The 24,063-nt window shown below is 54.7% G+C and carries 16 protein-coding genes; 9 read left to right on the top strand and 7 right to left on the bottom strand.

What is annotated here, in order from left to right; genetic code table 11:
• Nucleotides 1–4 precede the first annotated feature (4 nt).
• Genes cntC through ACFO1S_RS26195 form a run of 6 tightly spaced genes read right to left on the bottom strand, consistent with a single transcriptional unit; the run spans nt 5 to nt 6,507 of the window.
• Complete coding sequence (gene cntC, locus ACFO1S_RS26170; RefSeq protein WP_204604124.1) at nt 5–898, bottom strand: staphylopine uptake ABC transporter permease subunit CntC; 894 nt, start codon at nt 896–898, stop codon at nt 5–7.
• The gene (gene opp1B, locus ACFO1S_RS26175; protein ID WP_204604125.1) at nt 898–1,830 is read right to left on the bottom strand and encodes a nickel/cobalt ABC transporter permease; all 933 of its coding nucleotides are present in this window, start codon (nt 1,828–1,830) and stop codon (nt 898–900) included. Before opp1B ends, cntC begins: the two co-directional genes overlap by 1 nt.
• Nucleotides 1,831–1,881: 51 nt before the next feature.
• On the bottom strand, nt 1,882–3,486 hold the full coding sequence (gene cntA, locus ACFO1S_RS26180) for a staphylopine-dependent metal ABC transporter substrate-binding lipoprotein (RefSeq protein WP_204604126.1): 1,605 nt from the start codon (nt 3,484–3,486) through the stop codon (nt 1,882–1,884).
• A 23-nt stretch (nt 3,487–3,509) separates the two neighbouring features.
• A complete protein-coding gene (locus ACFO1S_RS26185; protein WP_204604127.1) occupies nt 3,510–4,823 on the bottom strand; it encodes an opine metallophore biosynthesis dehydrogenase in 1,314 nt (437 codons plus the stop codon).
• 31 nt (nt 4,824–4,854) lie between these two features.
• Nucleotides 4,855–5,646 (bottom strand): class I SAM-dependent methyltransferase, encoded by a 792-nt coding sequence (locus ACFO1S_RS26190; protein ID WP_204604128.1) that lies wholly within the window; start codon nt 5,644–5,646, stop codon nt 4,855–4,857.
• A 24-nt stretch (nt 5,647–5,670) separates the two neighbouring features.
• The gene (locus ACFO1S_RS26195; protein WP_204604129.1) at nt 5,671–6,507 is read right to left on the bottom strand and encodes a diaminopimelate epimerase; all 837 of its coding nucleotides are present in this window, start codon (nt 6,505–6,507) and stop codon (nt 5,671–5,673) included.
• Between the two features lie 296 nt (nt 6,508–6,803).
• On the opposite strand from ACFO1S_RS26195, the gene ACFO1S_RS26200 reads away from it, so the two are divergent.
• From ACFO1S_RS26200 to ACFO1S_RS26240, 9 genes are all read left to right on the top strand, one after another.
• Nucleotides 6,804–9,701 (top strand): family 78 glycoside hydrolase catalytic domain, encoded by a 2,898-nt coding sequence (locus ACFO1S_RS26200; protein WP_204604130.1) that lies wholly within the window; start codon nt 6,804–6,806, stop codon nt 9,699–9,701.
• A 34-nt stretch (nt 9,702–9,735) separates the two neighbouring features.
• Nucleotides 9,736–11,985 carry a glycoside hydrolase family 3 protein gene (locus ACFO1S_RS26205; RefSeq protein WP_204604131.1) on the top strand — a complete coding sequence of 750 codons (2,250 nt, stop codon included), beginning with the start codon at nt 9,736–9,738 and terminating at the stop codon, nt 11,983–11,985.
• A gap of 118 nt (nt 11,986–12,103) precedes the next feature.
• Entirely contained in the window at nt 12,104–13,840 is a 1,737-nt protein-coding gene (locus tag ACFO1S_RS26210) for a sensor histidine kinase (RefSeq protein WP_204604132.1), read from the top strand.
• 14 nt (nt 13,841–13,854) lie between these two features.
• On the top strand, nt 13,855–15,459 hold the full coding sequence (locus ACFO1S_RS26215; protein WP_204604133.1) for a helix-turn-helix domain-containing protein: 1,605 nt from the start codon (nt 13,855–13,857) through the stop codon (nt 15,457–15,459).
• A 162-nt stretch (nt 15,460–15,621) separates the two neighbouring features.
• On the top strand, nt 15,622–16,554 hold the full coding sequence (locus ACFO1S_RS26220) for an ABC transporter permease (protein ID WP_204604134.1): 933 nt from the start codon (nt 15,622–15,624) through the stop codon (nt 16,552–16,554).
• A gap of 20 nt (nt 16,555–16,574) precedes the next feature.
• Nucleotides 16,575–17,447 (top strand): carbohydrate ABC transporter permease, encoded by an 873-nt coding sequence (locus ACFO1S_RS26225; protein ID WP_204604135.1) that lies wholly within the window; start codon nt 16,575–16,577, stop codon nt 17,445–17,447.
• 67 nt (nt 17,448–17,514) lie between these two features.
• Nucleotides 17,515–19,059: an ABC transporter substrate-binding protein gene (locus tag ACFO1S_RS26230; RefSeq protein WP_204604136.1), complete on the top strand. Its 1,545-nt coding sequence runs from the start codon at nt 17,515–17,517 to the stop codon at nt 19,057–19,059.
• A 123-nt stretch (nt 19,060–19,182) separates the two neighbouring features.
• The gene (locus ACFO1S_RS26235; RefSeq protein WP_204604137.1) at nt 19,183–21,447 is read left to right on the top strand and encodes a beta-glucosidase family protein; all 2,265 of its coding nucleotides are present in this window, start codon (nt 19,183–19,185) and stop codon (nt 21,445–21,447) included.
• 63 nt (nt 21,448–21,510) lie between these two features.
• Nucleotides 21,511–23,265 (top strand): DUF5605 domain-containing protein, encoded by a 1,755-nt coding sequence (locus ACFO1S_RS26240; RefSeq protein WP_204604138.1) that lies wholly within the window; start codon nt 21,511–21,513, stop codon nt 23,263–23,265.
• 258 nt (nt 23,266–23,523) lie between these two features.
• Here ACFO1S_RS26240 and ACFO1S_RS26245 read toward each other — a convergent pair whose 3' ends face one another.
• Nucleotides 23,524–23,919, bottom strand: coding sequence for a hypothetical protein (locus tag ACFO1S_RS26245; RefSeq protein ID WP_204604139.1), 396 nt, complete (start codon nt 23,917–23,919; stop codon nt 23,524–23,526).
• Between the last annotated feature and the right edge of the window lie 144 nt (nt 23,920–24,063).

Consider the following 24,063-nt stretch of genomic DNA (forward strand, 5'->3'; position numbering starts at 1 on the left):
GCGATCATGCCACCTCTTTTCCCTGAAGTTGCGCGGTTATGGAGACGCTTTGCTTCTGCCGCTTGTGCCGGGAGGTCATCAGCTTCGGGTCCAATGCCTTCTGCAGCGCGTCGGACAGGAAGTTGACGGCCGATACGATCAGGATGATCGCGATTCCGGGGGCCAGCATCAGCTCCGGCTTCGAGAACATGACGCCTCTTGCCTCGTTAAGCATCATTCCCCATTCCGCATTCGGCGCTTGAATGCCCAGACCAAGGAAGGAGAAGCCCGAGATTTGCAGGATCATGGAGCCGAACGCGCTGCTTGAGATGACGGCGATGTCCGGAAGCGCGACGGGCAGAAGATGCTTTCGGACAAGGGTAAAGCTGCGGGTGCCGATAGCTCTGGAGAACCTCACGTATTCGGCATCCGCATATTGCATGACGGACGTTCGAATGATGCGGGCGAACCAGGCCCATTTCATCAGTACAAACGCGATCAGGATATTCTCAAGACCTGCGCCCAGAACGCCGATGACCGCCAGCGTCATCACGTAGCCCGGAAAGGAAAGCATGACATCGCAAACTCTCATCAGAACGGCATCGATCTTGCCACGAAAGTAGCCCGCAATAAAACCGACGATCGCGCCTATTCCCACGGATGCGAGCAGCGCGGCCCCAACCCATAGCATACTGGGACGTATGCCGTAAATGATACGGGATAGCACGCATCTGCCCAGATGGTCGTTCCCTAACCAATATTCCCATGACGCCGCTGCATAGCGAAGCTCCATATGGACTTCCTCCGGGTTATGCGGCGCAAATAGTGGGGCGCAAATTCCGACGACAAAGGTTGCCGAGAGAAAGAACAGGCAGACAGCGGCCAACCGCTCTCTACACACTTGTCTAAGCAGCTTCATTAGAGATCCTTCCTTAGCTTGGGATTCAACGCAGCGTTGAGAATATCGGCAACGGTGTTAAACAGGACAAAGGCAACGGCGAGCACCAGAACATAGGCCTGAATGATCGGGAAGTCTCTGCTCAGGATGGATTTGACGCTAAGCGGTCCCAGCCCCGGCCAGGCGAACAGGTTTTCCACGACAACCGTGCTTCCGAGAATGACGGGAATCGCCATGCCGAATACCGAGACGGCGACCTGCAACGAATTCCGCAGAACGTGCAGCGTTATCTTTCTTTCCGGCAAGCCGGAGGCTCTTCCGTAGAGCACATAGTCCTCATTCAGATTGCTTAGCATAGAGGTTCGGATCATTCGGAAGTAGATGCCCGCATAGCTGATCGTGAGCACCGTAACCGGCAAAATATAGCTTGAGTAATCGTCCATGCCGCTGGTCGGCAGAAGATCCAGCTTGACGGAGAAATACCAGACCAGAAGCGCTGCAAGCCAGTAAGGAGGCATCGACGTCAGTAAAAAGGCGAGGCCTCTGACGGATTTATCCAACCACTTCCCTTCGCGCAAGGCGCAGAAGACGCCGAGCGCGAGGGACAGCGCGGCAATCGCCGCTACGGAAACAATCGTCAGCTTCAGCGTGTTCAGGAATGCCGGGCCGAGCATAGACCATACCGGTTTTCCCGTGACATACGAGCTTCCGAAATCGAGCTGCAGACAGGAAACCAGCCAATCCAGATAGCGCAGCATGAACGGCCGATCCATTCCGAGCGCAGCCCTTGTTTCGGCGATTAGTTCATCCGTAATGCTCGGTATGCCTTGCGCATGCAGCACCACTTCGGCCGGATCCATAGGAGACAGATTGCTCAGGATAAAGGCGATAAACGAAATGACGGCAAGCAGAGGAATCGCTATCAACAAACGTCTGAGAATATATAAGCCCATCGCAATCTCCCTTGTCAGACCTAATAAAAGGGGAAGACCCCTTTTATTGATCTATTCGAAGTACATTTGCTCGAAAGGCAGCTCATATTGCGTTTGCTTGAATGAAATGCCCTGCAAGCTTTTTGGCGCTACAATGGTGACATTGCCGTTCGTAAGCGGAATAAATACCGCCTCGTCATGGACTAGGTTCAGAATATCCGCGTACAACGACTTCCGCGTTTCCTCATCCGCAGACACCATTACCTCTTCGATTTTTTTGTACAGCTCAGGCGCTTTCGCGAGGCCTTTGGTCGTGTGGGCATAGGCCGATTCGGACGTAAAGGCGGCGATGGTGCTCTGCGGGTCGTAGGCCAGTCCCCACGTTTGGTTGAACAGCAGATCGTAGTCTCCCGTCGACCTTCTATTGGCGATGGATGAGGATTCTTCGCCGATCAGCTCCAGCCCGATTCCAATCTGCTTGGCGGTGCTTTGGATGTATTCGGCCTGCGTCTTCTGCGAGTTCGAATTCGCGTCGTAGTACAGCTTCAGGGTTAATCGGTTTCCGGCTTTCGCCCGGAGCTCGCCGCCCTGATCGCTAAGCCAGCCGGCTTGTTCCAATATCGACTTCGCCGTCTCAAGGCTGTAGCCGCGTTTCTTCAACTCGACATTGGCATAGTTGACGTTCGAGGAGAACAGGCTATCGGCCGGCGTCTCGGTGCCGCTGAAGATTTGCTTGCTGATCGTTTCCCGGTCAATCGCATGCCAGAGCGCTTCCCGGACCGCCTTTTCCACGATAGGGCTGCCGGTCTTGCTGCTGTTGGCCACGAGCATTTTCGTATTCATCGGTTCGCTTCGCACGATCTGATAATCGCTTGTCTCCGCCAGCTGATTCATGGCCTCCACATCGATGCTGTCTGCGCCGCGATCGTCCGTGAAGATGAAATTGACCTCGCCCTTCTGCAGCGCCAATAAGGTCGTCTCGCCGGCGGGAAGCACCTTGGCCGTAATCTTGGTCACCTTGGGCGCGCCGCCCCAATAGCTTTCATTAGCTTCAAACACGGCATATTGATCCGTCTTATGCTCGCCAAGCTTATAGGGACCGGTGCCATGGTAGCCCTTAACGCCATCCTTGGTTCCTCCGTTGTCGAAATCCTTAGGGGACAGGAACGCATACGGGCGGGTCATCGCCAATTCCAGCAGTGTCGGATAATACGCTTCGGAAAGCGCCAGCTGGACCGTATGCTCATCGAGAACGTCCACGCTTACGATCTTGGTCGACAGCTTGATCCAGGAATGCTTGCTCGGATTGCTCTGGACCGCTTCGATGTTTTGTTTCACCGCATCGGCATTAAACGGGGCACCGTCATGAAATTGAACGCCCTTCCTCAGGTGGAAGGTATAGGTCTTGCCGTCCGGGGAAATCTCCCACGATTCGGCCAGCATCGGCCGAATTCCGTCCTTGGTGTTCTCGACAAGCGATTCGTACACGATCCCTTGCGCCGGAATAGAGCCTGCATATAGATGAGGATTCATGTCATTGATATCCTTGGATGTCGCATAGATGAGTTCCGTGCCTTTAGCCGATTCCTTCACATTCTCCGTCTGGCCGCCGTTGCAGCCTGCAAGCAGGACCAGGGCAACCAGCGAAGAAATCAAAATCGCAAATTTGTTGTTCATGTCATATCCTCCAGTAATCGTGCTCATGTAGGGGTGCGGCTCTGATGGATGCCGATTTCCTTGCATATCCTTTCGATATCCTCTTCAAAGCTTTGCAAGGCAAATGCATCGGATAAGGGCTCGCCCGCAAGCTTGAGCGCAGCTTCCGCCAGGCTGCGCTCGTAGGTTGCGATGAAGAGGTCGAGGGTCGGGCAGGCTGAATCGAGCCGTCTTGCGATGCCTTGCAAAATCTTGATCCGGTAGTAATCCTCCTTGGGCATCCGCGGAATGTCCCAGAGACCTTCCTTGTTGCGGAAGATCGATCGAATGGGGACGGCGGAGAAGTCGAAATATTTGCCGTCCCGATCCGGCTCCGAGTATGGATCGATCAACAAGGAGGCATAGCGGACGTACAGCAAGTATTCCTGGTGAATCGCCTCCAGGCGAACGAATTGCTCAATATCGTGCCGCGATAAGCTTTCCGGTCTCACCGGGTAATTGTCGTCGGTCATAAACTTCAGCAGGTTAACGCCGTTCAGATGCAGTCTCTCGCCGATCGCCGAGATTTCCCTCCAGGCGGCGAGCATGCTGCGAATTAATTGGGGTGTGATAGGCCCTTCGGGAAATAGCTTATAAACATACTTCCTGGCGGAGGCTTCGTCGAACACCGCGCTTAACGTAAAATCATTCATGAACAGCGGCGGGTGGACATACAACGAAATATTTCTCGCTTCGGCCTCGATCGGCGAATTCATGACCTCCAAGGCGATGCCCGACGATTCATATAGCGTCCGAAGCTGCTCGACCTGTCGGGAGGGGGCGCGGGTCGAGCCGATAAACACCTTCCGCTTGACCCCCGTTGTGATCGCGTTGCTTGACGGACGGGCATCCGCCCAGCGCGTATCTCCCAAATAAGTAGAAAAGCTGATCGTCTCCGCCTGCGAATGCCGGCTGTTCATCCAATGGCGAATCAGCGCGCCCGAGCCGAAGGTCGGAGAGAGCAGCGCCACGCATCGGAGCTGCCGCAGAACGCCTGCGTCCAACTGCTCCAGCACCTTGGTATAGGCGTCCGCCGTAACCGCTAATATCACGGTGTCCCATTGTCCCTGAACGCTGTCGTAGCCTTGAAAAACATGATCGATTCGGCATTCGCCTCTAAGCGCGAGATGCTTCTCGTTCTGAATGTCGACGCGAATCCTTTGGTCGTTCCGCTCAAGCGCGGCAAAGAAAGGCTCGGAGCGCACGGACCGCCGTCCGACGATGCCAATGCAGCAATCCAGGCGGCCTTTGAGCAGCACAGCCATCTGAATGGAGGCGGGGCCTGTTCCCGCAATCAAGATGCGTTGCCTATCGCTCATATCCAAACCTCCTTAAAGGAAATCCCGGCCATCAGGCTTTCTGATACAAGGCGATATCGAATACATGATCCGGCCTCAAGACCTGATCCGCCAACCGCCATTTGCGCTCGTCGACCGCCTGCAGGGGATAGTTGAACAACGATTTCAGCCGGTCTCCGTATCTCATCGCTACAACAACCCGGTCGCAGGTGCGCTCATGCAAGCGGTCCAGAAGCTGATATTTCTCGGAGACCGTCGAGCTAAAAATGATATGAGTCGTATCCTCGATTCCCTCTAGCCGTTCGACGACTTCGTTAACAAGCGTAATTCGTAAGCCGCTTCCCAATCGTTCGACGACCTTCCGTCCAAGCGCGACGGCTTCCTCGTCAATGTCGATGCCGACTACGGCCGCGCCTGTCTGTCTGGCGATGAACAGGGGCGTCATCGGGAACGAGCCGGAGCCTACGAGCAGCACCTTCGAATCGCCGGTAACCTGGAAGCTGCCGAATTCCTGTTCGATGCAGGCTTCAATGTTATGAAAATAATCGCAGCGCTCCGACTCGCCGTTCAGCAGCTTCAAGGCGCGATACTTCTCCATCGTCGCCACGCACAGCGCCGAGGACTTCCTTAGTTCCGCAATGAGCTCGACATTCTCGCGGGAAGGCTGCCGCTCCAGCTCGGTCCATACTTGGCGATGCTCCTCGTTGGTGACAAATGCGGAATACTCGTCGATGACCGATTCCAGCTCCGAGCTTCGGCTGATCGCACCGTCGTATTGATCGGCCAAGGCCGAGAAGGTTGCCTGATAATCGGCCAGACGTCGTTGAAACTGCTCCAGATTCACGTTTTTCCACTCCCTTGCAGCTATTTAAGCTTCAATGTAGGCTTTGCCTTGCGCGACAATGCCGACCGTACCCTCGATCAGCAGCCGTGTCACCTTGTCGCGCTCGCAATCGGCCGTAACCTGAATCGTGCCGCCGGGCTGCTTGACTGGAACGGCGACGGCTCCTTTGTTTTTCCAGGCAAGGTAGGCCCCGAGGGATGCCGTGCCCGAGCCGCAGCCTCTTTCCCAGACCATGCTGTCCAGGGACGGAACATAAATGAGCGGAGCCAGCTCATGGGAGTCGGGCTTGAATAGCAGAATGCCGATCAGGCTGGTTCCCAGTGCGACTCCAAGCAGACGGGCCAGCTGCTTGGCCTTTCTTCTCACGGACTTGTCGACTTGATCGACTTCAAGAACGACATGCAGAAAATCGCGATACCTCACGATGGCCAGCAGCAGCTCTTCGCCTTCATAGCGGACAGCTCTTTGTTCAATTTGCCGAGGGATCGGCATGTCAACCCGGCAGACATACGCTTCGTGGCTTCTTCGAACCTGGCATACGACGAACCGGTCGCTTCCCGAGGCTTCCAGCACAATGTCGGTTGCATCTTCATGGCGCAGGCCGCGTTCCGCTGCAAGATACGCGGCCAAGGCCATGCAGGCATTGCCGCAAAACTCGCCTCCCGCCATCTGCAGCTTGGCGGCAGCTTCGCCGTTAAGCGGCTCCTCGATAAAGCCGACTTGCTCGCCATGGACGTGATCGTAAGCCATCATTCTAGCGGCGATGCGAGGCTGATCTTCCGGTGAATGCTTCGTTGTCACAAGCAGAGTCATATTCTGTGTGGGATTAAGCTTTACGAATTCGATTTCGTGTTTTCCCATAACGTCCCTCTAGACTTTAAATTGATAGCACTCGTCTTTAAAATGTAATTATTACGATTAACGGCAAATTCATCATACCCATAAAATGGGTCATCGTCAATACGAGATTGCGAATCATTTTCATTATGCTGCGATAATGTCGCGAGATTGCGAATCTTCCGGTTTGCCTCGATCGGAATTGGTCGGCAAAACAAAAACTCTGGTCGTTATAGTGGAAGCTGGCTGCGGAATCCGTCCGGTAGAATAAAAGGAGAATGGAAGGGATCAAATCTCAGGATAGCGGAGGAGATCAAGACATGAATTCACTCTACGTGCACGGCTTGACCGTAGAATATCGGGAAAATCTGCTGGGTACGGACGTCGCCCGTCCGCGAATCAGCTGGCGGCTGGAATCGGACCGTAAAGCCACTCGGCAAGAGGCTTATCAGATCCAGGTAGCCGCTCATTGCACGGATTTCAGTTCCCCCGTATGGGATAGCGGACGGGTATTGTCGGAGGAATCGGTGCTTATTCCGTATGAAGGGGCGCCTTTGACATCCAGAACTCGCTATTACTTTCGAGTCAAGGCTTGGGATCGATTCGGCCGCGAGTCCGATTGGTGCGAGGCCCAGTGGTGGGAGACAGCCTTCCTCCACGCGAAGGAGTGGGAAGCAAAGTGGATTACGCCCGACCCGATAGCGATCGATCCGGATGCGGATCCGGCCTTCATGCTGCGTAAAGCTTTCGAGTCGGACAGCAAGCCGGTGCAGTCGGCGCGTATCTATGCGACTGCGGCAGGCGTATACGAGCTTTATTTGAACGGGCTAAGGGTTGGCGACGAGGTGCTCGCGCCGGGCTGGACGAGTTATCGCAAGCGTCTCCAATTCCAGACCTACGATGTGACGGCGCTGCTTCGAGACGGGAGCAATGCTCTCGGCGCGATGGTGGCGGATGGCTGGTACAAAGGCCGCTTGGGCTGGGAGAACAAAACCCGACATTACGGAGACCGGAGAGCCTTGCTGCTTCAACTGCACATTCGTTATGCGGACGGGACGGAAAAGACGGTCGTTACCGATTCGGATTGGAAGGCGACTCTGGGTCCTATTCGGTTGTCCGAGATTTACGACGGTGAGACGTACGATGCACGGGATGAGAGGACGGGTTGGAGCGAAGCGGCGTTTGACGACAGCTCCTGGAGTCCGGTTGTGGAGGTCGAGCTGCCGCTGCATCATCTGGCAGCCCAGGAGAACGAGCCTGTGCGGGTAACGGAAACGTTAACGCCTAAGGCCGTGGTTCGGACGCCGGCCGGGGAGACGATTCTTGATATGGGGCAGAATATGGTCGGCAGAATCCGGATGTCCGTTGCGGCTCCGGCAGGTACAACAATTCAACTGACCCATGCGGAGGTACTCGACAAGGACGGAAATTTCTACAGGGGAAATATTCGAACCGCGAAGCAGCAGGTGATATATATCGCCAAGGGGACCGGCATGGAGACGTACGCCCCGCACTTTACATTCCAAGGCTTTCGTTATGTCAAGGTGGATGGATATCCCGGGCAGGAAAAAGGCTTGCCTCTTGAGGCCTTCATCGGCGAGGTGCTTCATTCCGACATGGAGCCGACTGGCGTCTTCGAATGCTCCGACCCGATGGTCAATCAACTGCAGCGGAACATCGTCTGGGGACAGCGGGGGAACTTCCTCGATGTGCCGACGGACTGTCCGCAGCGGGACGAACGCCTTGGCTGGACGGGCGACGCTCAGGTGTTTGCGGGAACCGCGTTGTTCAACTATAACGCCGGGTCTTTCTTTACGAAATGGCTTCGCGATCTGAAGGCGGACCAATTGGAGGACGGCGGCGTTCCGTTCGTCGTTCCGAACATCATCCAAGGCTATTCTTCCGCCGCTTGGGGCGATGCGGCGACAGTCATTCCTTGGGCGGTCTACGCCGGCCTGGGGGACAAGCGCATTCTGGCCGAGCAATACGAGAGCATGAAGGGCTGGGTTGATTACATCCGCGCTCAGGGAGAGCACGAGCACGTCTGGAATACGGGCTTCCACTTCGGCGATTGGCTCGCCTTGGATGCAAAGGAGGGGAGCTATATGGGCGCCACGCCGAATCATATGGTGACCGCGGCTTACTTCGCGCTTTCAACCCGAATCGTGCGCGATGCGGCTGAAGTGCTTGGCTGCGCAGAGGATGCGGCCTATTACGGACAACTGGCCGAGCGCATTGCCGCAGCCTTCCGCGATGAATTCATGACGCCGAACGGGCGGGTCGCCGCCCAGACGCAGACGGCCCACATTCTCGCGCTTGTCTTCGATCTGGCGGAGCGCAAGGATCGCGCGAGGATCGCCGGCGATTTGAACGAGATGATTGTGGACAACGGATATCACTTGACGACCGGCTTTGTCGGGACGCCGTATCTTTGCTTCGCGTTGTCGGACAACGGCTACCATGATACCGCGGTCAAGCTGCTGCTTCAGAAGGAATATCCTTCCTGGCTGTACTCCGTGTCTAAAGGAGCGACAACGATATGGGAGCATTGGGACGGCATCAAGCCGGACGGCTCGTTCTGGAGCGAGGATATGAACTCCTTTAACCATTACGCCTACGGCGCCGTGGGGGAATGGATGTACCGCAGAATCGCCGGTCTGGCGCCGATAACGGATCAGCCGGGCTATAAGCGAATTCGTGTGGAGCCGGATTTCACGGGGGGCAGGTTGAGTCATGCCCGGGCATCCTTCAAATCCATGTACGGGCTCATCGAGTCCGAGTGGGCGTTCAAGGAGGATCGCCTGAAGGTGAACGTCGCGATACCGGCGAATACAACGGCATCCATCCTGCTGCGCGGAGCGCAAGCGGATCGCGTTCAAGTCGGAGGAGTCGCTCTTGCGCAAGCGGACGGCATCTTGCTTTTTCGGCAAGAGGCGGACGGAGTACGGGTCGAAGCGGGCTCCGGCAGCTACAGCTTCATCTACGACAGGCCGGAGGCCTCCTATCGAACCTACCATGCAGGCATGAGATTAGGGGAAATGGCGCAATGGGACACGGCAAAGCGGATTATGGATCGGCATGCTCCCGGCTTTGCGGACAATCTGGGATTTATGAGCCGGATGCCGTTGGCCAGTGCCGCGAATAGCCCTATGGGAAGCTACATTTCGCAAGAGCAGTATGAGGCGATGCTTGCGGAGCTGCTCTCGATCCGCGAATGATCATTGATCCAAGATCGCAGCAGGAGGGATTCCGATGAGACACACAGGCGACATCAAGGTGCTGTACGTTCACAATGAGCGAGGGCCGAAGCTCGGCTATTCCGAGGCTTCGGGCGTTCGGATTGTGCATTCGGACGGCTTGGCTTTCAAGAGCCATAGCGGGGACGAGGAGCTGCTCCCTTACGAGGACTGGAGGCTGGCCCCGGAAGCGCGCGCGAAGGATCTGGCTTCCCGAATGACGATCGAGCAGATCGCCGGACTGATGCTGTATAGCAGCCATCAGGCGATTCCGGGCAATCAAGGGTGGTTTCCTGCACACTACGGCGGTCAAGACTTCGCGGTTAGCGGAGCCGATTCGGCCGACCTGTCCGACGAGCAGATGGCTTTCCTTGCGAACGACCACATTCGTCATCTGCTGATTACGCGCATAGAAAGTCCCGAGACGGCCGCGCGCTGGAACAACAACATTCAGGCTTATGCGGAGAGCCTTGACTGGGGCATCCCGGCGAACAACAGCTCGGATCCGCGCCATAGCTCGGATGCGTCCAAGGAGTTCAATGCGGGCGCAGGGGGAACGATCTCCATGTGGCCGGAGAGCATGGGGCTGGCAGCCACCTTCGATCCCGAGACCGCCCGTAAATTCGGAGAGGTGGCGGCACTGGAGTACCGGGCCCTCGGTCTGGCAACGGCTCTATCGCCGCAGATCGATATCGCCACGGACCCAAGATGGTTCCGCTTCGGCATGACGTTCGGAGAAGACCCGCGGTTGGCGGCGGATATGGCGCAGGCCTATATTGACGGATTTCAGACTTCGGAGGGAGAGGCCGAAATCGCGGACGGATGGGGTTACGACAGCGTGAACGCCATGGTCAAGCACTGGCCCGGCGGCGGGTCCGGCGAAGCCGGAAGGGATGCGCATTTCGGCTATGGCAAATACGCGGTGTACCCGGGCAATAATTTTGAGGAGCATCTGATTCCGTTTACGGAAGGAGCCTTTCGCTTGTCGGGCAGAACGGGCCAGGCTTCCGCCGTCATGCCGTATTACACGATATCCGTCGGTCAGGATCCGATCGGAGGAGAGGATGTCGGCAACGCCTACAGCTCCTATCTCATTCAGGAGCTCCTTCGGGAGAAGTACGGCTACGACGGCGTCGTATGCACGGACTGGGGCATTGTCGCAGACGAAGGCGAAGACATCACCCGTCTGTTCCCCGGGGGACGCTGCTGGGGCGTAGAGGAAGGCTACACGGTTGCTGAACGGCACTACAAGCTTCTGATGGCCGGTATCGACCAATTCGGAGGCAGCAATGAGCCTGCTCCTGTGCTGGAGGCGTATCGCATAGGCGTCCAGAAGCATGGCGAAGCCTTCATGAGGAGGCGCTTCGAGCAATCGGCGGCGCGGCTGCTCCTGAACATGTTCCGCTTGGGCCTGTTCGAGAATCCCTATGTCCAGCAGCAAGAAACGGCAGTCAGAGTCGGATCTCCCGCTTTTATGGAACACGGGTATCAGGCTCAGCTCAAGTCGATCGTGCTTCTGAAGAATGAGCGGGCGCTGCCGCTTGCGAAGAGGCAGACCGTATATATTCCGAGGAGATCTCTGCCGGCCGATACGGATTGGATGGGAATACCGCTTCCGCCATCCGAGGAATTTCCGATCCGCCTCGATGTCGTGAAGAAATATTTCGAACTGACCGACGATCCGGACAAGGCGGATTTCGCGCTGGTCTGCATCGAAAGTCCCCGCTCGACGAAGGGCTACAGTAAAGCGGATGCGGAGGCGGGAGGCAACGGGTATGTACCGATCAGTCTCCAATACAGGCCTTATACGGCAGAGCATGCCCGCGAAGAGAGTCTCGCCGGTGACCCGCGCGATGTGTTGAACCGCTCGTACCGGGGCAAAACGGTGACCGTCTCGAACGCTTCCGATCTGGATTTGGTCGTTCGAACCAAACGCTTGATGAACGGCAAGCCGGTCGTCGTGTCCATGCTGCTGTCGAACCCTGCGGTGATGGCGGAGCTGGAGCCCGAGGCCGATGCGATCATTGCCCACTTCGGCGTACAGGATCAGGCGATTCTCGATATTGTATCGGGCGCTTTCGAGCCGCAAGCGCTGCTTCCCTTCCAAATGCCCGCCAGTATGAAGACGGTGGAGACGCAGCTGGAAGATATACCGCATGACATGGAAGCGTATGTTGATTCGGCAGGCCGCGCGTATGACTTTGCGTACGGATTGAATTGGAAGGGCGTCATTCAGGATGCCCGCGCGGTTAAATACAAAAGGTAACCCGACGAGGGTTGTTGGAGAGGGCATTGGTCATAATGCCCTCTTTATGACGTCCGCCCCATTCGGATAAAATGAGGACAAGCAGATTATAGGCGGATTTCAAGGAGGAGGAGCGGCCGTGCGTAGAATTAGACCTTATCTGAACTCGCTGCGCTTCAAGTTCATTGCGGCCGTGCTCGTCATTTTCGTGCCTCTGGCCACGATGCTGGTCGTAAACAATCTATACTCCGTTGAAGTTGTCCGCAGCCAGGTCGCGCAATCCAACAAAAATATGCTTAGTCTGTACATGGGACAGATTGACCGCAACCTGGTGGAAGTGGACAAGTATATGTTTCCGACTCTGGAGGGCAATCTGAACGTACTGGATCTGGAATTTCCCAAGTCGCGCGACTCGGACAGATACCAGATTGCGAAAATCAGCATGTTCAATACCCTTAAGGATAACATGGGCTATTACCCGATTCTCGAATCGTTTTTCGTCTATTCGGCGCTTAATCAGGAGCTGATCGTTGCGCAAAATAACCAAGGCAGCTTCGAGGAGCGCGAACAATCGCGCCAAGAAATTCTGAGGATGCTGGAGCAGGAAATGGAGACCAACGATTATTCCAACTGGCATGTCTGGAAGGGAGAACAGAATTATTATTTATTTCATTTGCTGAAGTCCGGCAATGTCTATATGGGCGCCTGGATCAACAGCAGCCAATTGATGGTTCCATTAAATCTCATCGATCTGGGCGAATCCGGCGCCGCGCTCATTACGACGGACAAATCGGAGCCGATCAGCCATGTCGACCTCGTCAATGACAAGGAGCTCAGCCTGAACTTTCCCAAGCAATCGTATACGCTCACAGGCCAAGGCAACGATACCTACCTGGTCATGGGAGAGCCCTCGACGCAAGGCAATTTCAATTTGGTCGCGCTCGTTCCCGAAAGCACGATTTTGCAAAATCTACCTTACCTTCAGCGGATCTCCTCCATCATTACCCTTGCCGGCGTATTCTTCCTGCTGCTGTTTATTTTCCTGATGCGGCATATGTTCCTGAAGCCGATTAAGCGAATCGTCATGGCGATGCGCAGGCTGCGAGACGGCAACTGGGAATCGCGGATCGAGCAGAAGCCTGCGTCAACCGAATTCGAAATCGTGAACGAAACGTTCAATCGCATGATGGAAGAGATCGTGCATCTTAAGATCAACGTGTACGAGGAAAAGCTGAATCACCAGCGTGCGGAGCTGAGACATCTGCAGCTGCAGATCAATCCTCACTTCTTTCTCAATTCGCTCAATATTATTTACAACCTGGCGACGGTCAAAGACTTCGCCCTCATTCAGGAGATGACCAAGTGTCTCGTGTCGTACTTCCGGTTCATGTTCCGGAGCAATTCTTACCTCATTCCGCTGCGCGACGAGCTGAACCATACTGCTAATTATTTGCGGATTCAGCAGCTGAGATTCCCGGATATTTTCCAATATCGGATCGATCGGCCCGAGGCCTTCCTGGATCAGGAGGTTCCTCCGCTTATTGTGCAGACGATGGTGGAAAATACGATTAAATATGCGGTGAACATGGACAAGCTGATTTATATTTCGGTCGAAGTGGGGAAGGAGGAGTCGGCCAAGGGCCCCTCGCGTCTCCTTCTTCACATTAAAGACACCGGTCCCGGCTTTCCCGACGAGGTGCTGGAGTGGCTGGCGCAGGAACGGGAAGGTGCCGCCAGCGAGAACGGAGAGCAGATCGGCATTTGGAATGCGCGAAGGCGGCTTCGGCTGCTCTACCAGGACAGGGCGACAATTGAATTCTACAACGAGCCGGGGCAGGGCGCTGTCGTGCGGATCGGAATTCCGATGCAGGAATGAACGGGGTGGGATAGATGTTTCAGGTGTTGATTGTAGATGACGAGGTCCATGCCGTCAGAGGGCTGCAGGCCGGGGTTCAATGGGATAAGCTGGCCGTTGACGAGGTTCATACGGCGCATAGTCTGAGGCAGGCCCAGGACGTATTTCGCGACCGCAAGATTCACCTCCTGATCTGCGATATCGAGATGCCTCAAGGTTCGGGAATCGAATTGACGGCTTGGGTCAGAGAGCAATACCCGGATACGGAAACGATCTTCCTGACCTGTCATTCCGACTTCTCCTTCGCCAAGCAGGCGATTCAATTAAACAGCTTCGATTATTTGCTTAAGCCGGTAGACTATTCGGAGCTGGAGACGGTCTTGGCCAAAGCCCTGGGGAAGATCAAGAAGGAGAGCGAGCTCCGTTCGTTCGAGGAGGTTCACAACCGCTATCACCAGCTGTGGGAGGCTCATAAGCCGGTAGTGGCGGACCGCTTCTGGCAGGATCTGATCCAGAAGAAGCTTCCGGCCATTCCGAAGACGATAGGTGCGGCTATGCAGAGCGCCGGCTTGTCTTATCGGGAAGGGAAATACCTGCCCGTCTATACGCGTGTTCAGCGCTGGAACAAGGAGCTGTCAGACCGGGATCAGCGGATTATGGAATACGCGCTGCGCAATGTGCTGGAGGAAATCATGAATCAGGTGGAAGGGGCCGCGATTATTCCTGTGCATCACGATTCGCTGCTGACGGTTATTCCCGTTGATGCGCCGATAGATCAGCCCAAGTTTCGCAGCGATTGCGATTCCTTCATCCAGAATTGCAATCAATACTTGTATTGCGATATTAGCTGTTATGTCGGCGATCCGGTACAGCTGCATGAGATGGCGGATATGCTGTATACGCTGCAACGGCTGGAAGAGAACAATGTGACGCGGATTAACCGTACGATTTTTCTGGGGGAATCGAAGAGGGGAGAGCTCCGGATACCGACCGCTCCGTTGGCGGAATGGGCAGAATGGATGAAGCAGGGGGCCCGCGACAAATTAAGGGAGCATATCTCCCGCTATCTTGAATCGTGGAAGGAGCTTGAAGGCGGAGTGGATGCGGAGGACGTCCATTCGTTCTATCAGGACTTCATGCAGATGATCTACTTCGTTCTTCAGTCCAAGGGACTGCAGGCCAATCAGGTGTTTGCGCGCAATCTGCTCACGCACAAGCCGGAATCTGTGCTGCGTTCGTTGACCGCCTTGCAGGAATGGGTGGGCTTCATCGTGGAGGTTGCGTTAAACCATATCCATTCGATCGAGGAGAACTTATCCGTCGCGAACAAGGTGAAGAGATTTATTGCCGAGAAGATCGGGGAGCAGAGCCTTTCTCGCGAGGATATCGCCAATCACGTGTTCCTCAATCCGGACTATCTGACGCGTATATTCAAGAAGGAGACGGGGCTATCCCTTTCGGACTTCCTCCAACAGAGTCGAATTGAACATGCCAAGGAGCTTCTTGTCCATTCAGGTCAATCGATCAGCGATATCGCGCTCGCTTCGGGCTATTCGAACTTGTCCTACTTCTCGACGATTTTCAAGAAATCGACCGGCATGAATCCGCTTGATTACCGCAGACGATCGCAGACGAATTAGAGCTCCACAGCCGATTCCTTAACAAGGAGTCGGCTTTCTGTATATACGAGCAGAAGAGGTCGGAATTTTATAAACGAGAAGTCGTTTTATTGGTAAGCGCTCTCACCGATACTCCCTTAGAATGAGAGCATAACGAAAGGCAAGGAAGAGGGGGAGTTCCACATGGCGAAGACAGGATGGGCTCGTACATGGAAACAAATGAAACGCTATCGTGCCTTGTTCTTGATGATGGTGCCCGGCATCGTCTACTTGATTATCAACAATTACATGCCGATGTTCGGCGTTGTCATCGCCTTCAAGGACATTAACTATGCAAAAGGGATTCTCGGAAGCGACTGGATCGGGTTCAAGAATTTCGAGTATTTGTTCAAGACAGAGGATGCCGTTACGATTACCCGTAACACGATACTGTATAACGGAGCGTTCATTATCCTCAATACGGTGATGGCCATAGGCGTTGCGATATTGCTGAATGAAGTTCGCAGCAAGCTGGCCGCCCGATTCTACCAGAGCGTGATCCTGCTGCCGTTCCTCATCTCAATGGTTGTCGTCGGGTATCTGGTGCTCTCGATGCTAAGCTCCGAGAACGGGTATCTCAATATGAATATCCTTCCGATGTTAGGCATTGAACCGATCTCGTGGTACTTTGAACCGAAATATTGGCCTTATATCTTAACGATTGTCCAATTGTGGAAAGCTACCGGATATCTGTGCGTGATTTTCCTGGCGTCGATCATCGGAATAGATAACGAATACTACGAAGCGGCAACGATCGACGGCGCAAGCAAGTGGCATCAGATCAGGAGCATTACGATCCCGCTGATTACGCCGACGATCACGATTATGACCCTGCTGGCGATCGGCCGGATTTTCTACTCCGATTTCGGCCTGTTCTACCAGGTTCCGCTTAACTCCGGTCCGCTGCAGCCGGTTACGGACGTGATCGACACGTATGTGTACCGGGGCTTGATGACGCTTGGCGACATCGGGATGTCTTCCGCAGCAGGCTTGTACCAATCGTTGGTCGGATTTGTTCTGGTGCTGCTGTCCAACTACATCGTCAGCAAACGCAACAAGGATAATGCCTTGTTCTAAACCGAAAGAGGTGAACTGCAATGAGAAACAATATGAACCAGGCATTCGTACACACGGTGTTCGTCATTCTCGCGATCCTGTGCTTGTTTCCCTTCCTTCTGCTCTTCATGTCGTCGATCACGGAGGAGAGCGCAATCATAAGCAATGGATATTCGGTCTGGCCGAGCGACTTCAGCTTGGAGGCCTACAGCTACCTGTGGAAGCAAAAGCTGTCCATGTTCAACGCTTACGGCATCACGGTTCTGATTACCGTTACAGGCACCTTCGTAGGTCTGCTGATCAGCGCTCTGCTGGCCTATCCCTTGTCCAGGCGCGACTTGCCTATGCGAGGCATCCTGTCCTTCCTCGTGTTCTTCACGCTTCTGTTCAACGGAGGACTCGTGCCGACGTACCTGATCTACACGGAAGTGTTCGATATGAAGAACACTTTAATATCTCTCATCGTTCCAGGACTGCTGACCAACGGATTTTTTATTCTGTTGATCAGAACCTTCTTCGCCAACTCCATTCCGGTACAGATCATTGAGTCGGCGTACATCGACGGAGCGTCGGAATTCAAAATTTTTTACCGCATGGTGCTTCCGCTCTCCTTGCCCATTCTGGCGACAATCGGTCTTATGCTGACGATCAATTACTGGAATGATTGGTTCAACGGTCTTATCTATGTCACGGAACCGGGCCTGTTCAGCATTCAGAACCTGCTTAACCGAATGCTGGTCAACATCCAGTTCCTTCAGCAGAATAACCTGGGAGGCCAGAACGTGACCGCCAACCTGCCCATGAACTCGGTTCGGATGGCGATGGCCGTCATCGGGATATTGCCTCTGCTGCTGATCTATCCGTTCTTTCAGAAGTATTTTGTCAAAGGCCTCACCATTGGTGCTGTCAAATGATTGGCCATTCTCGGGCTTCCGGCCCGGTTGGTATAGATGAGTATACAATTATTTAGGGGGAATACACATGTTAAGAAAGTCCAAGGCCTCTATACTTCTGCTCTCCGTCGTATTGATTCTGTCTTTACTGCTTGCCGCTTGCGGGAAGTCCAGCAACTCGGGCAATACTTCCTCTCCCGCTGCGAGCGGCGGGGCCTCTTCGTCGGAAGGCGTCGCCTCCGGTCCGAACAACGAGAAGGAGCTGGAATTGAAGCTGGCCTTTATCGGGCTTGGCAATATGAAGGAAGTGAACCTCGTACAGGAGGAAATGAGCAAAATTACAAAAGAGAAAATCAATGCGACTGTCAAGCTTATTCCGATAGACATCGGCGCATGGGTGCAGCAGGTGAATCTGATGCTGGCGGGCAACGAGCCGCTCGACCTGTTGGTCACGTCTTCCTTCTTCAACTTCTCTTCGCAGGTTGCCAAGGGGCAATTGCTTCCGATCGATGAGCTTGTCGCGAAACACGGCCCAGCGATCAAGGACACGATGGAGCCGAGAATCTTTAATGCAACGAAGGTCGGCGGCAAGAGCTACGGCGTGCCGAGCGTGCGGGATACGGCAGCCGATCACGGCTTCGTGGCCAGAAAAGACTTGATGGACAAGTATGGTCTCAACTTCGATAACGTTAAAACCTATGCGGATCTGGACCCGATCTTCAAGACGATCAAAGATAATGAGCCGGGCATCTACCCACTGGTGCAACGCTCTCAGACGAACACCATTGCTTACGAAATCGTTCGGGGATATATTGACCAGATGGGGGACACCCCGGGGGTGCTTCTGGTGAACAACCAGGATTTGAAGGTCGTTAACCTCTACGAGCTGCCCATCTACAAGGATGCTTTGCAGTTGGCCAGAAGATGGTACCAGGCCGGTTATATTATGCCGGATGCGGCCACCTCGCAGGAATCTAACACCAGCTTGACGAGCGCAGGCAAAGCGTTCAGCTACATGGCCAATCTGAAGCCGGGATTTGAAGCCCAGGAAAAGACAATCACAGGCTATGAAGTGGCGGTTGCCCGGTTTGTGGCGCCGATCTCCACGTCCGACTCGAGCACCGGATTTATGATGTCCATTCCGAAGAATACGCAGGATCCCGATCGCGCCGCTCAACTGTTGAATCTGCTCTATACGGACAAGGATATCGTTAACCTGATCGCCAACGGCGTCGAAGGCAAGCACTACGTGTCCGCAGGGGACAATCTCATCAAAGCGCCGGAGGGCGGAAGCAGCTATATCTTTAACCAATGGCAGGTTGGCAACAATGCCTTGGCGAAGGTATGGGAAGGAACGCCGCCGGACATCTGGGAACAAACGAAAGCCTTCAACAAGGCTTCAACCTTCTCCAAGGCGCTTGGCTTCTCGTTTGATGCTACTCCTGTGAAAACCGAAGTAGCGGCGGTTGCCAATGTCAATAATCAGTACAAGGCTGGCCTGGAATCCGGGACGATTGATCCAGCCAAGCTGGATGAATTCTTAAGCAAGCTGAAGTCTGCTGGCCTCGACAAGATCATTGCCGAGAAGCAGAAGCAGTTGGATGCATGGGCTAAGGAGAACAACATCCAATAACCGTTCGTCCTCCGCCCCGTGAAGCCTCCCTTCTTCGGAACTGCTGTTTCGAGGAAGGGAATTTATTATCCGGCCTTCGGCCGGCGAAGAGCATGTCGACAGGATTCTAATGGAGGTGCTGCAATGGCAAGGGATATTCAAGGCTTAGTTGCCCGAATGACATTGGAAGAGAAGGCCGGAATGTGCTCCGGTCTTGATTTCTGGCATATGAAAGGAGTCGAGCGCCTGGGCATTCCGTCCATCATGCTGACTGACGGGCCCCATGGACTGCGGAAGCAGCGGGCCTCGGCGGATCATCTCGGCTTGTTCGACAGCGTCCCGGCGACGTGTTTCCCCTCGGCTGCGGGCATGGCCAGCTCGTGGGACCGGGAGCTGATTCGCAAGGTCGGGGTTGCGCTTGGAGAGGAATGCCAGGCGGAGGAGGTTGCCGTCCTTCTCGGTCCAGGAGCGAATATCAAGCGCTCGCCGCTTTGCGGACGCAACTTCGAATACTTCTCCGAAGACCCGTATCTGTCTTCCCGTATGGCGGCCAGCCACATTGAGGGGGTGCAGAGCCAGGGCGTCGGCACTTCGCTGAAGCACTTCGCAGCGAATAATCAGGAGCATCGCCGTATGACCGGCGATTCGATTGTCGACGAACGGACTTTACGGGAAATTTATTTGGCCAGCTTCGAGCTGGCCGTGAAGGAAGCGCAGCCTTGGACGGTGATGTGCTCCTATAACAAGGTGAACGGGATCTATGCCTCCGAGAACGAGTATTTGCTGACTGATATTCTGAAGGAAGAGTGGGGGCATGAAGGGCTTGTCGTCTCGGACTGGGGCGCCGTGAATGAGCGGGCGGACGGACTGGCAGCAGGCCTAGAGCTCGAAATGCCCTCAAGCGGAGGAGCGGGAGAACGCAAAATCATCGAGGCCGTACGCAGCGGCCGACTGCCGGAGTACAAGCTGGATCGGGCGGTAGAGCGCCTCTTGCGGATCATATTCATGGCTGTAGACAACCGTAAAGAGATGGCAGCCTACGACGCGAAGGAGCATCACGCTTTGGCACGTGAAGTCGCGCGGGAAAGCATGGTGCTGTTGAAAAATGAAGACGGCATCCTGCCGCTGCGCAAGGAAGGACATCTTGCCGTAATCGGCGAGCTTGCGGTCAAGCCGCGCTATCAGGGGGGAGGAAGCTCCCACATCAAGCCGACCAGGCTGGAGGATATCCGCGAGGAGATTGTGAAATCCGCAGGTGCAGGCGCGCAAATTGCGTATGCTCAAGGCTACGAGCTCCAATCGGACGCTTCGGACGATCGGCTTCTCGATGATGCGAAGCGGATCGCTTCTCAAGCGGACGCGGCTGTTCTGTTCGTCGGATTGCCGGAGCGTTACGAATCGGAAGGTTTCGACCGGACTCATCTCCGTCTGCCGGACAACCAGATCGAGCTTATTCTAGCCGTTGCGGAAGTACAGCCGAATCTCGCCCTTGTGTTGAGCAATGGAGCCCCGATCGAAATGCCGTGGCTCGGCAGCGTCAAGGCGGTGCTCGAAGCCTATCTCGGCGGCCAAGCCCTAGGCGGTGCGATTGCCGATCTGCTGTTTGGCGACGCCAACCCCTGCGGCAAGCTGGCGGAGACATTTCCTGAACGCCTGGAGCATAATCCTTCGCAGCTCAGCTTTCCGGGCGAGGGGGATCGCGTGGAATACCGCGAGGGTCTGTTCGTCGGTTATCGTTATTATGACGCCAAGCAGATTAAACCTCTGTTCCCGTTCGGCTTCGGATTAAGCTATACAAGCTTCGTATATAAGAATTTGCTTATTGGCAGCAAAAGCCTCCGCGACGACGAACACGTTACGGTTTCCGTCGAGATCGGCAATACGGGCTTGCGCGCGGGCAAGGAAATCGTTCAGCTGTATGTACGCGATGTCCACAGCACCATGATCCGTCCGTCCAAGGAACTGAAAGGCTTTGCCAAGGTTGAATTGCAGCCGGGCGAGACGAGGACCGTTTCATTCACGCTGGACAAGCGTGCTTTCGCCTACTATAGCGTTGACTTGAAGGATTGGCATGTTGAGACGGGAGAATTCGAGATTATTATCGGCAGCTCATCGCAGGATGCGCGACTGACGGATACCTTGCATGTTCAATCGACATCTGTCGTCAAGCCTGTATACACCCGGAACACCACGGTCGGCGATCTTTCCGGCGATTCTAGAGGGGAAGCGGTCATCCGGGAATGGGTCGCGCGAACGCCATTCGGAGCTATGGCTTCCGAGGAGGGTTCCGGCTCGGAGATGATCTCCGCCATGCTGCGGTATATGCCGCTGAGAGGACTGATTGGCTTCAGCGGGGGAGCGCTCTCCGATGAAGACCTGAATGAAATGCTCAAGCAGCTGAACGGATAAAGCGGAAGCTGCGATGCTCTTGCGAAATAAGACCGTTACTTCAGACTTAAGGGGATGAATAAGATGGAAATCACTAGAGACACTCGTATTGGCATCCTGTTGAGGCATGAAGAGGCGCGAGCGATTCTGCTTCGTCGGATTCCCAGCCTGCTCACATCGGCTCCGCATATGGTGTCCCTCTTGAAGAGCTTGTCTTTGGCCAAGTTTTATCAGTTCAATCATGAGGAATTGTCCCAAACGAATTGGCTGGAGGAAACCATGTTGGAGTTGTCTCGGGTTTCGTTGCAGCCGGAGGCTCGGCAGGCGGAGCCGGCAATCGCTCCTTCGATCGAGTATGAAGCGGTTAGCGTGCCTCGCGGTTCGGCGGCCGTTCATGCGCCAACCGAGGGAGAACAATGGTCCGTGTACGAGATCGAGCTGCGTGGTCCCAGCCACGGCAATCCGTTCACGGATGTGTCTCTGGAGGCCGAGTTTTGTTGGCAAGACCGATCTGTTCGCGTGGCGGGATTCTATGACGGCGAAGGCGTTTATCGTATCCGATTTATGCCGGACGCCAAGGGGGCCTGGACCTTCAGAACCTACAGCACGGCCAGATCGCTCGATGGCATCGAAGGTGCTTTTCGCAGCGTCGAGCCCTCTTCCGGCAACCACGGGCCGTTGCGCGTAAAGGATACTTATCATTTCGCCTATGAGGATGGAACTTCTTACATCCCCGTGGGGACGACATGTTACGCTTGGACACATCAAGGCGGCGAATTGGAGGAGCAGACGCTGGAAACGCTGCAAGCTTCCCCGTTCAACAAGATGCGGATGTGCGTATTTCCGAAATCCTATCTGTTCAACCTGAATGAACCGATCCATAACCCGTTCGAAGGCTCCCTGGATGAGGGATGGAATTATACCCGGTTCAACCCGGTATTTTTCCGGCATCTCGAGAACAGAATCGCCGATCTTGGCAAGCGTGGGATTGAAGCCGACTTGATCCTGTTTCATCCGTACGATCGTTGGGGCTATTCGGAGATGAGCCCGGAGACGGACGATCGTTATCTGCGCTATGTCGTGGCCCGATTGTCCGCTTACCGGAACGTATGGTGGTCACTGGCGAACGAATATGATCTGATGTGGTCCAAGGAAGACAAGGATTGGGAGCGTTTTGCCGCAATTGTGACGGAGAACGATCCAGTTGGACATCTGATCTCGAATCATAATTGCTTCAGCTTCTATGACTTCAGCAAGCCATGGGTTACGCATTGCAGCATTCAGCGCGTCGATGTGTACAAAACCTCCGAAGCTGCGAACGAGTGGCGGGAAAAATGGCATAAGCCGGTCGTGATCGATGAGTGCGGATACGAAGGAGATATCGACCAGGGTTGGGGCAATATTACCGGAGAAGAGATGACGCGCCGCTTCTGGGAAGGAGCGATTCGCGGCGGCTACGTCGGGCACGGGGAGACGTACCTTAATCCGGAGGAGATTCTGTGGTGGTCCAAGGGCGGCAAGCTTACGGGGACTAGTCCGGCCCGGATTGCCTTCCTTCGCAGGATCATGGAAGAGAGCCCGGGAGGCGTGCTTAATCCGCTGCCTTCAGACTGGGATACGCCGTGCGCGGGAATCAGGGATGAATACTATTTGTACTATTTCGGGTTTAACCAGCCGAAATTCCGCATGATCAGCCGGAGGCCGGGAACCCGATATCAGGTTGAACGGATCGATACCTGGAATATGACCATTGAGAAGCTGCCGGGCAGCTATGAGGGGACGTTCCGAATCGAGCTGCCGGGCAGACAATTCATGGCGATCCGATTAACGAGGATTTGAGTCAATCGGGTCGAATAAGAAGCGGGAAGCTTCGTATATCCGCAGGAAGAACCTTCCAAATATACCAAGCTCAAGCGCCGGGCATTCCTGCCGACGCTTGAGCTTATTTTGTTCCAATATCAGAAAGTATAACATTTAGACATTCTTATCCCCATCTGATAGCTCGATACAAAACGTCTGCCGCCTTACCTAAGGACGGCGGAGCCGTTTTTACTTGGTTGAGCTCTTCCCGCTCTGAATGTTGCCAATCGAGAGCAATTAATTGAAAGTTATCGTGTAGGAAACGGAAGGATAGGCGGTTGTGGAATCCGGCACGCGCTCTATAACCGTAACCAGCGTGCCGGGACTGAAGTAGCCTGAACCGCCGTTGTAATTGGTGCTGTTCACGACGGCCGTGCCAAGATCGAGCGTCGTATTGTTGTAGCTCCAGTAGTAATGGAGCCGAAGCGCATTCGCGGCGGAAGCCGTAATCTTGATGCTTGTTCCGGTAGTTTTGGCGTTAGGAAGAATGTAGGCATAGCCTTGGCCGGCTGTGAGCGTATTGGAGTAGGTGCTGCCGTAGCTCACGATGGCCGGATTGGCTGATGCCGTTATGCTGAACAGCAAAGAGACAGCCATCAGGACTACAAATAGCTTGGCGGTTAATTTGTTCATTAATCATCCGTCCTCTCAGAAATAGATAGTTTCCAAGCTTGCTTGGAGCTGAACGAAAAGCCTTGCGAAATGGATGATCTCCTCCTCGGCAGTCAGATGAACGGCTTTGAAAAAACACGTTCTATTGCAAATATATACCAATTA

Origin of the sequence: Cohnella boryungensis, from assembly GCF_042651945.1 — a bacterium.
Lineage (GTDB): Bacteria > Bacillota > Bacilli > Paenibacillales > Paenibacillaceae > Cohnella > Cohnella boryungensis.

Bases quoted from the DNA above. Each gene is read 5' to 3' on its own strand.
- cntC (WP_204604124.1), bottom strand. From the start codon at position 898: ATGAAGCTGCTTAGACAAGTGTGTAGAGAGCGGTTGGCCGCTGTCTGC.
- opp1B (WP_204604125.1), bottom strand. From the start codon at position 1,830: ATGGGCTTATATATTCTCAGACGTTTGTTGATAGCGATTCCTCTGCTT.
- cntA (WP_204604126.1), bottom strand. From the start codon at position 3,486: ATGAACAACAAATTTGCGATTTTGATTTCTTCGCTGGTTGCCCTGGTC.
- ACFO1S_RS26185 (WP_204604127.1), bottom strand. From the start codon at position 4,823: ATGAGCGATAGGCAACGCATCTTGATTGCGGGAACAGGCCCCGCCTCC.
- ACFO1S_RS26195 (WP_204604129.1), bottom strand. From the start codon at position 6,507: ATGGGAAAACACGAAATCGAATTCGTAAAGCTTAATCCCACACAGAAT.
- ACFO1S_RS26200 (WP_204604130.1), top strand. From the start codon at position 6,804: ATGAATTCACTCTACGTGCACGGCTTGACCGTAGAATATCGGGAAAAT.
- ACFO1S_RS26205 (WP_204604131.1), top strand. From the start codon at position 9,736: ATGAGACACACAGGCGACATCAAGGTGCTGTACGTTCACAATGAGCGA.
- ACFO1S_RS26215 (WP_204604133.1), top strand. From the start codon at position 13,855: ATGTTTCAGGTGTTGATTGTAGATGACGAGGTCCATGCCGTCAGAGGG.
- ACFO1S_RS26220 (WP_204604134.1), top strand. From the start codon at position 15,622: ATGGCGAAGACAGGATGGGCTCGTACATGGAAACAAATGAAACGCTAT.
- ACFO1S_RS26225 (WP_204604135.1), top strand. From the start codon at position 16,575: ATGAGAAACAATATGAACCAGGCATTCGTACACACGGTGTTCGTCATT.
- ACFO1S_RS26230 (WP_204604136.1), top strand. From the start codon at position 17,515: ATGTTAAGAAAGTCCAAGGCCTCTATACTTCTGCTCTCCGTCGTATTG.
- ACFO1S_RS26235 (WP_204604137.1), top strand. From the start codon at position 19,183: ATGGCAAGGGATATTCAAGGCTTAGTTGCCCGAATGACATTGGAAGAG.
- ACFO1S_RS26240 (WP_204604138.1), top strand. From the start codon at position 21,511: ATGGAAATCACTAGAGACACTCGTATTGGCATCCTGTTGAGGCATGAA.
- ACFO1S_RS26245 (WP_204604139.1), bottom strand. From the start codon at position 23,919: ATGAACAAATTAACCGCCAAGCTATTTGTAGTCCTGATGGCTGTCTCT.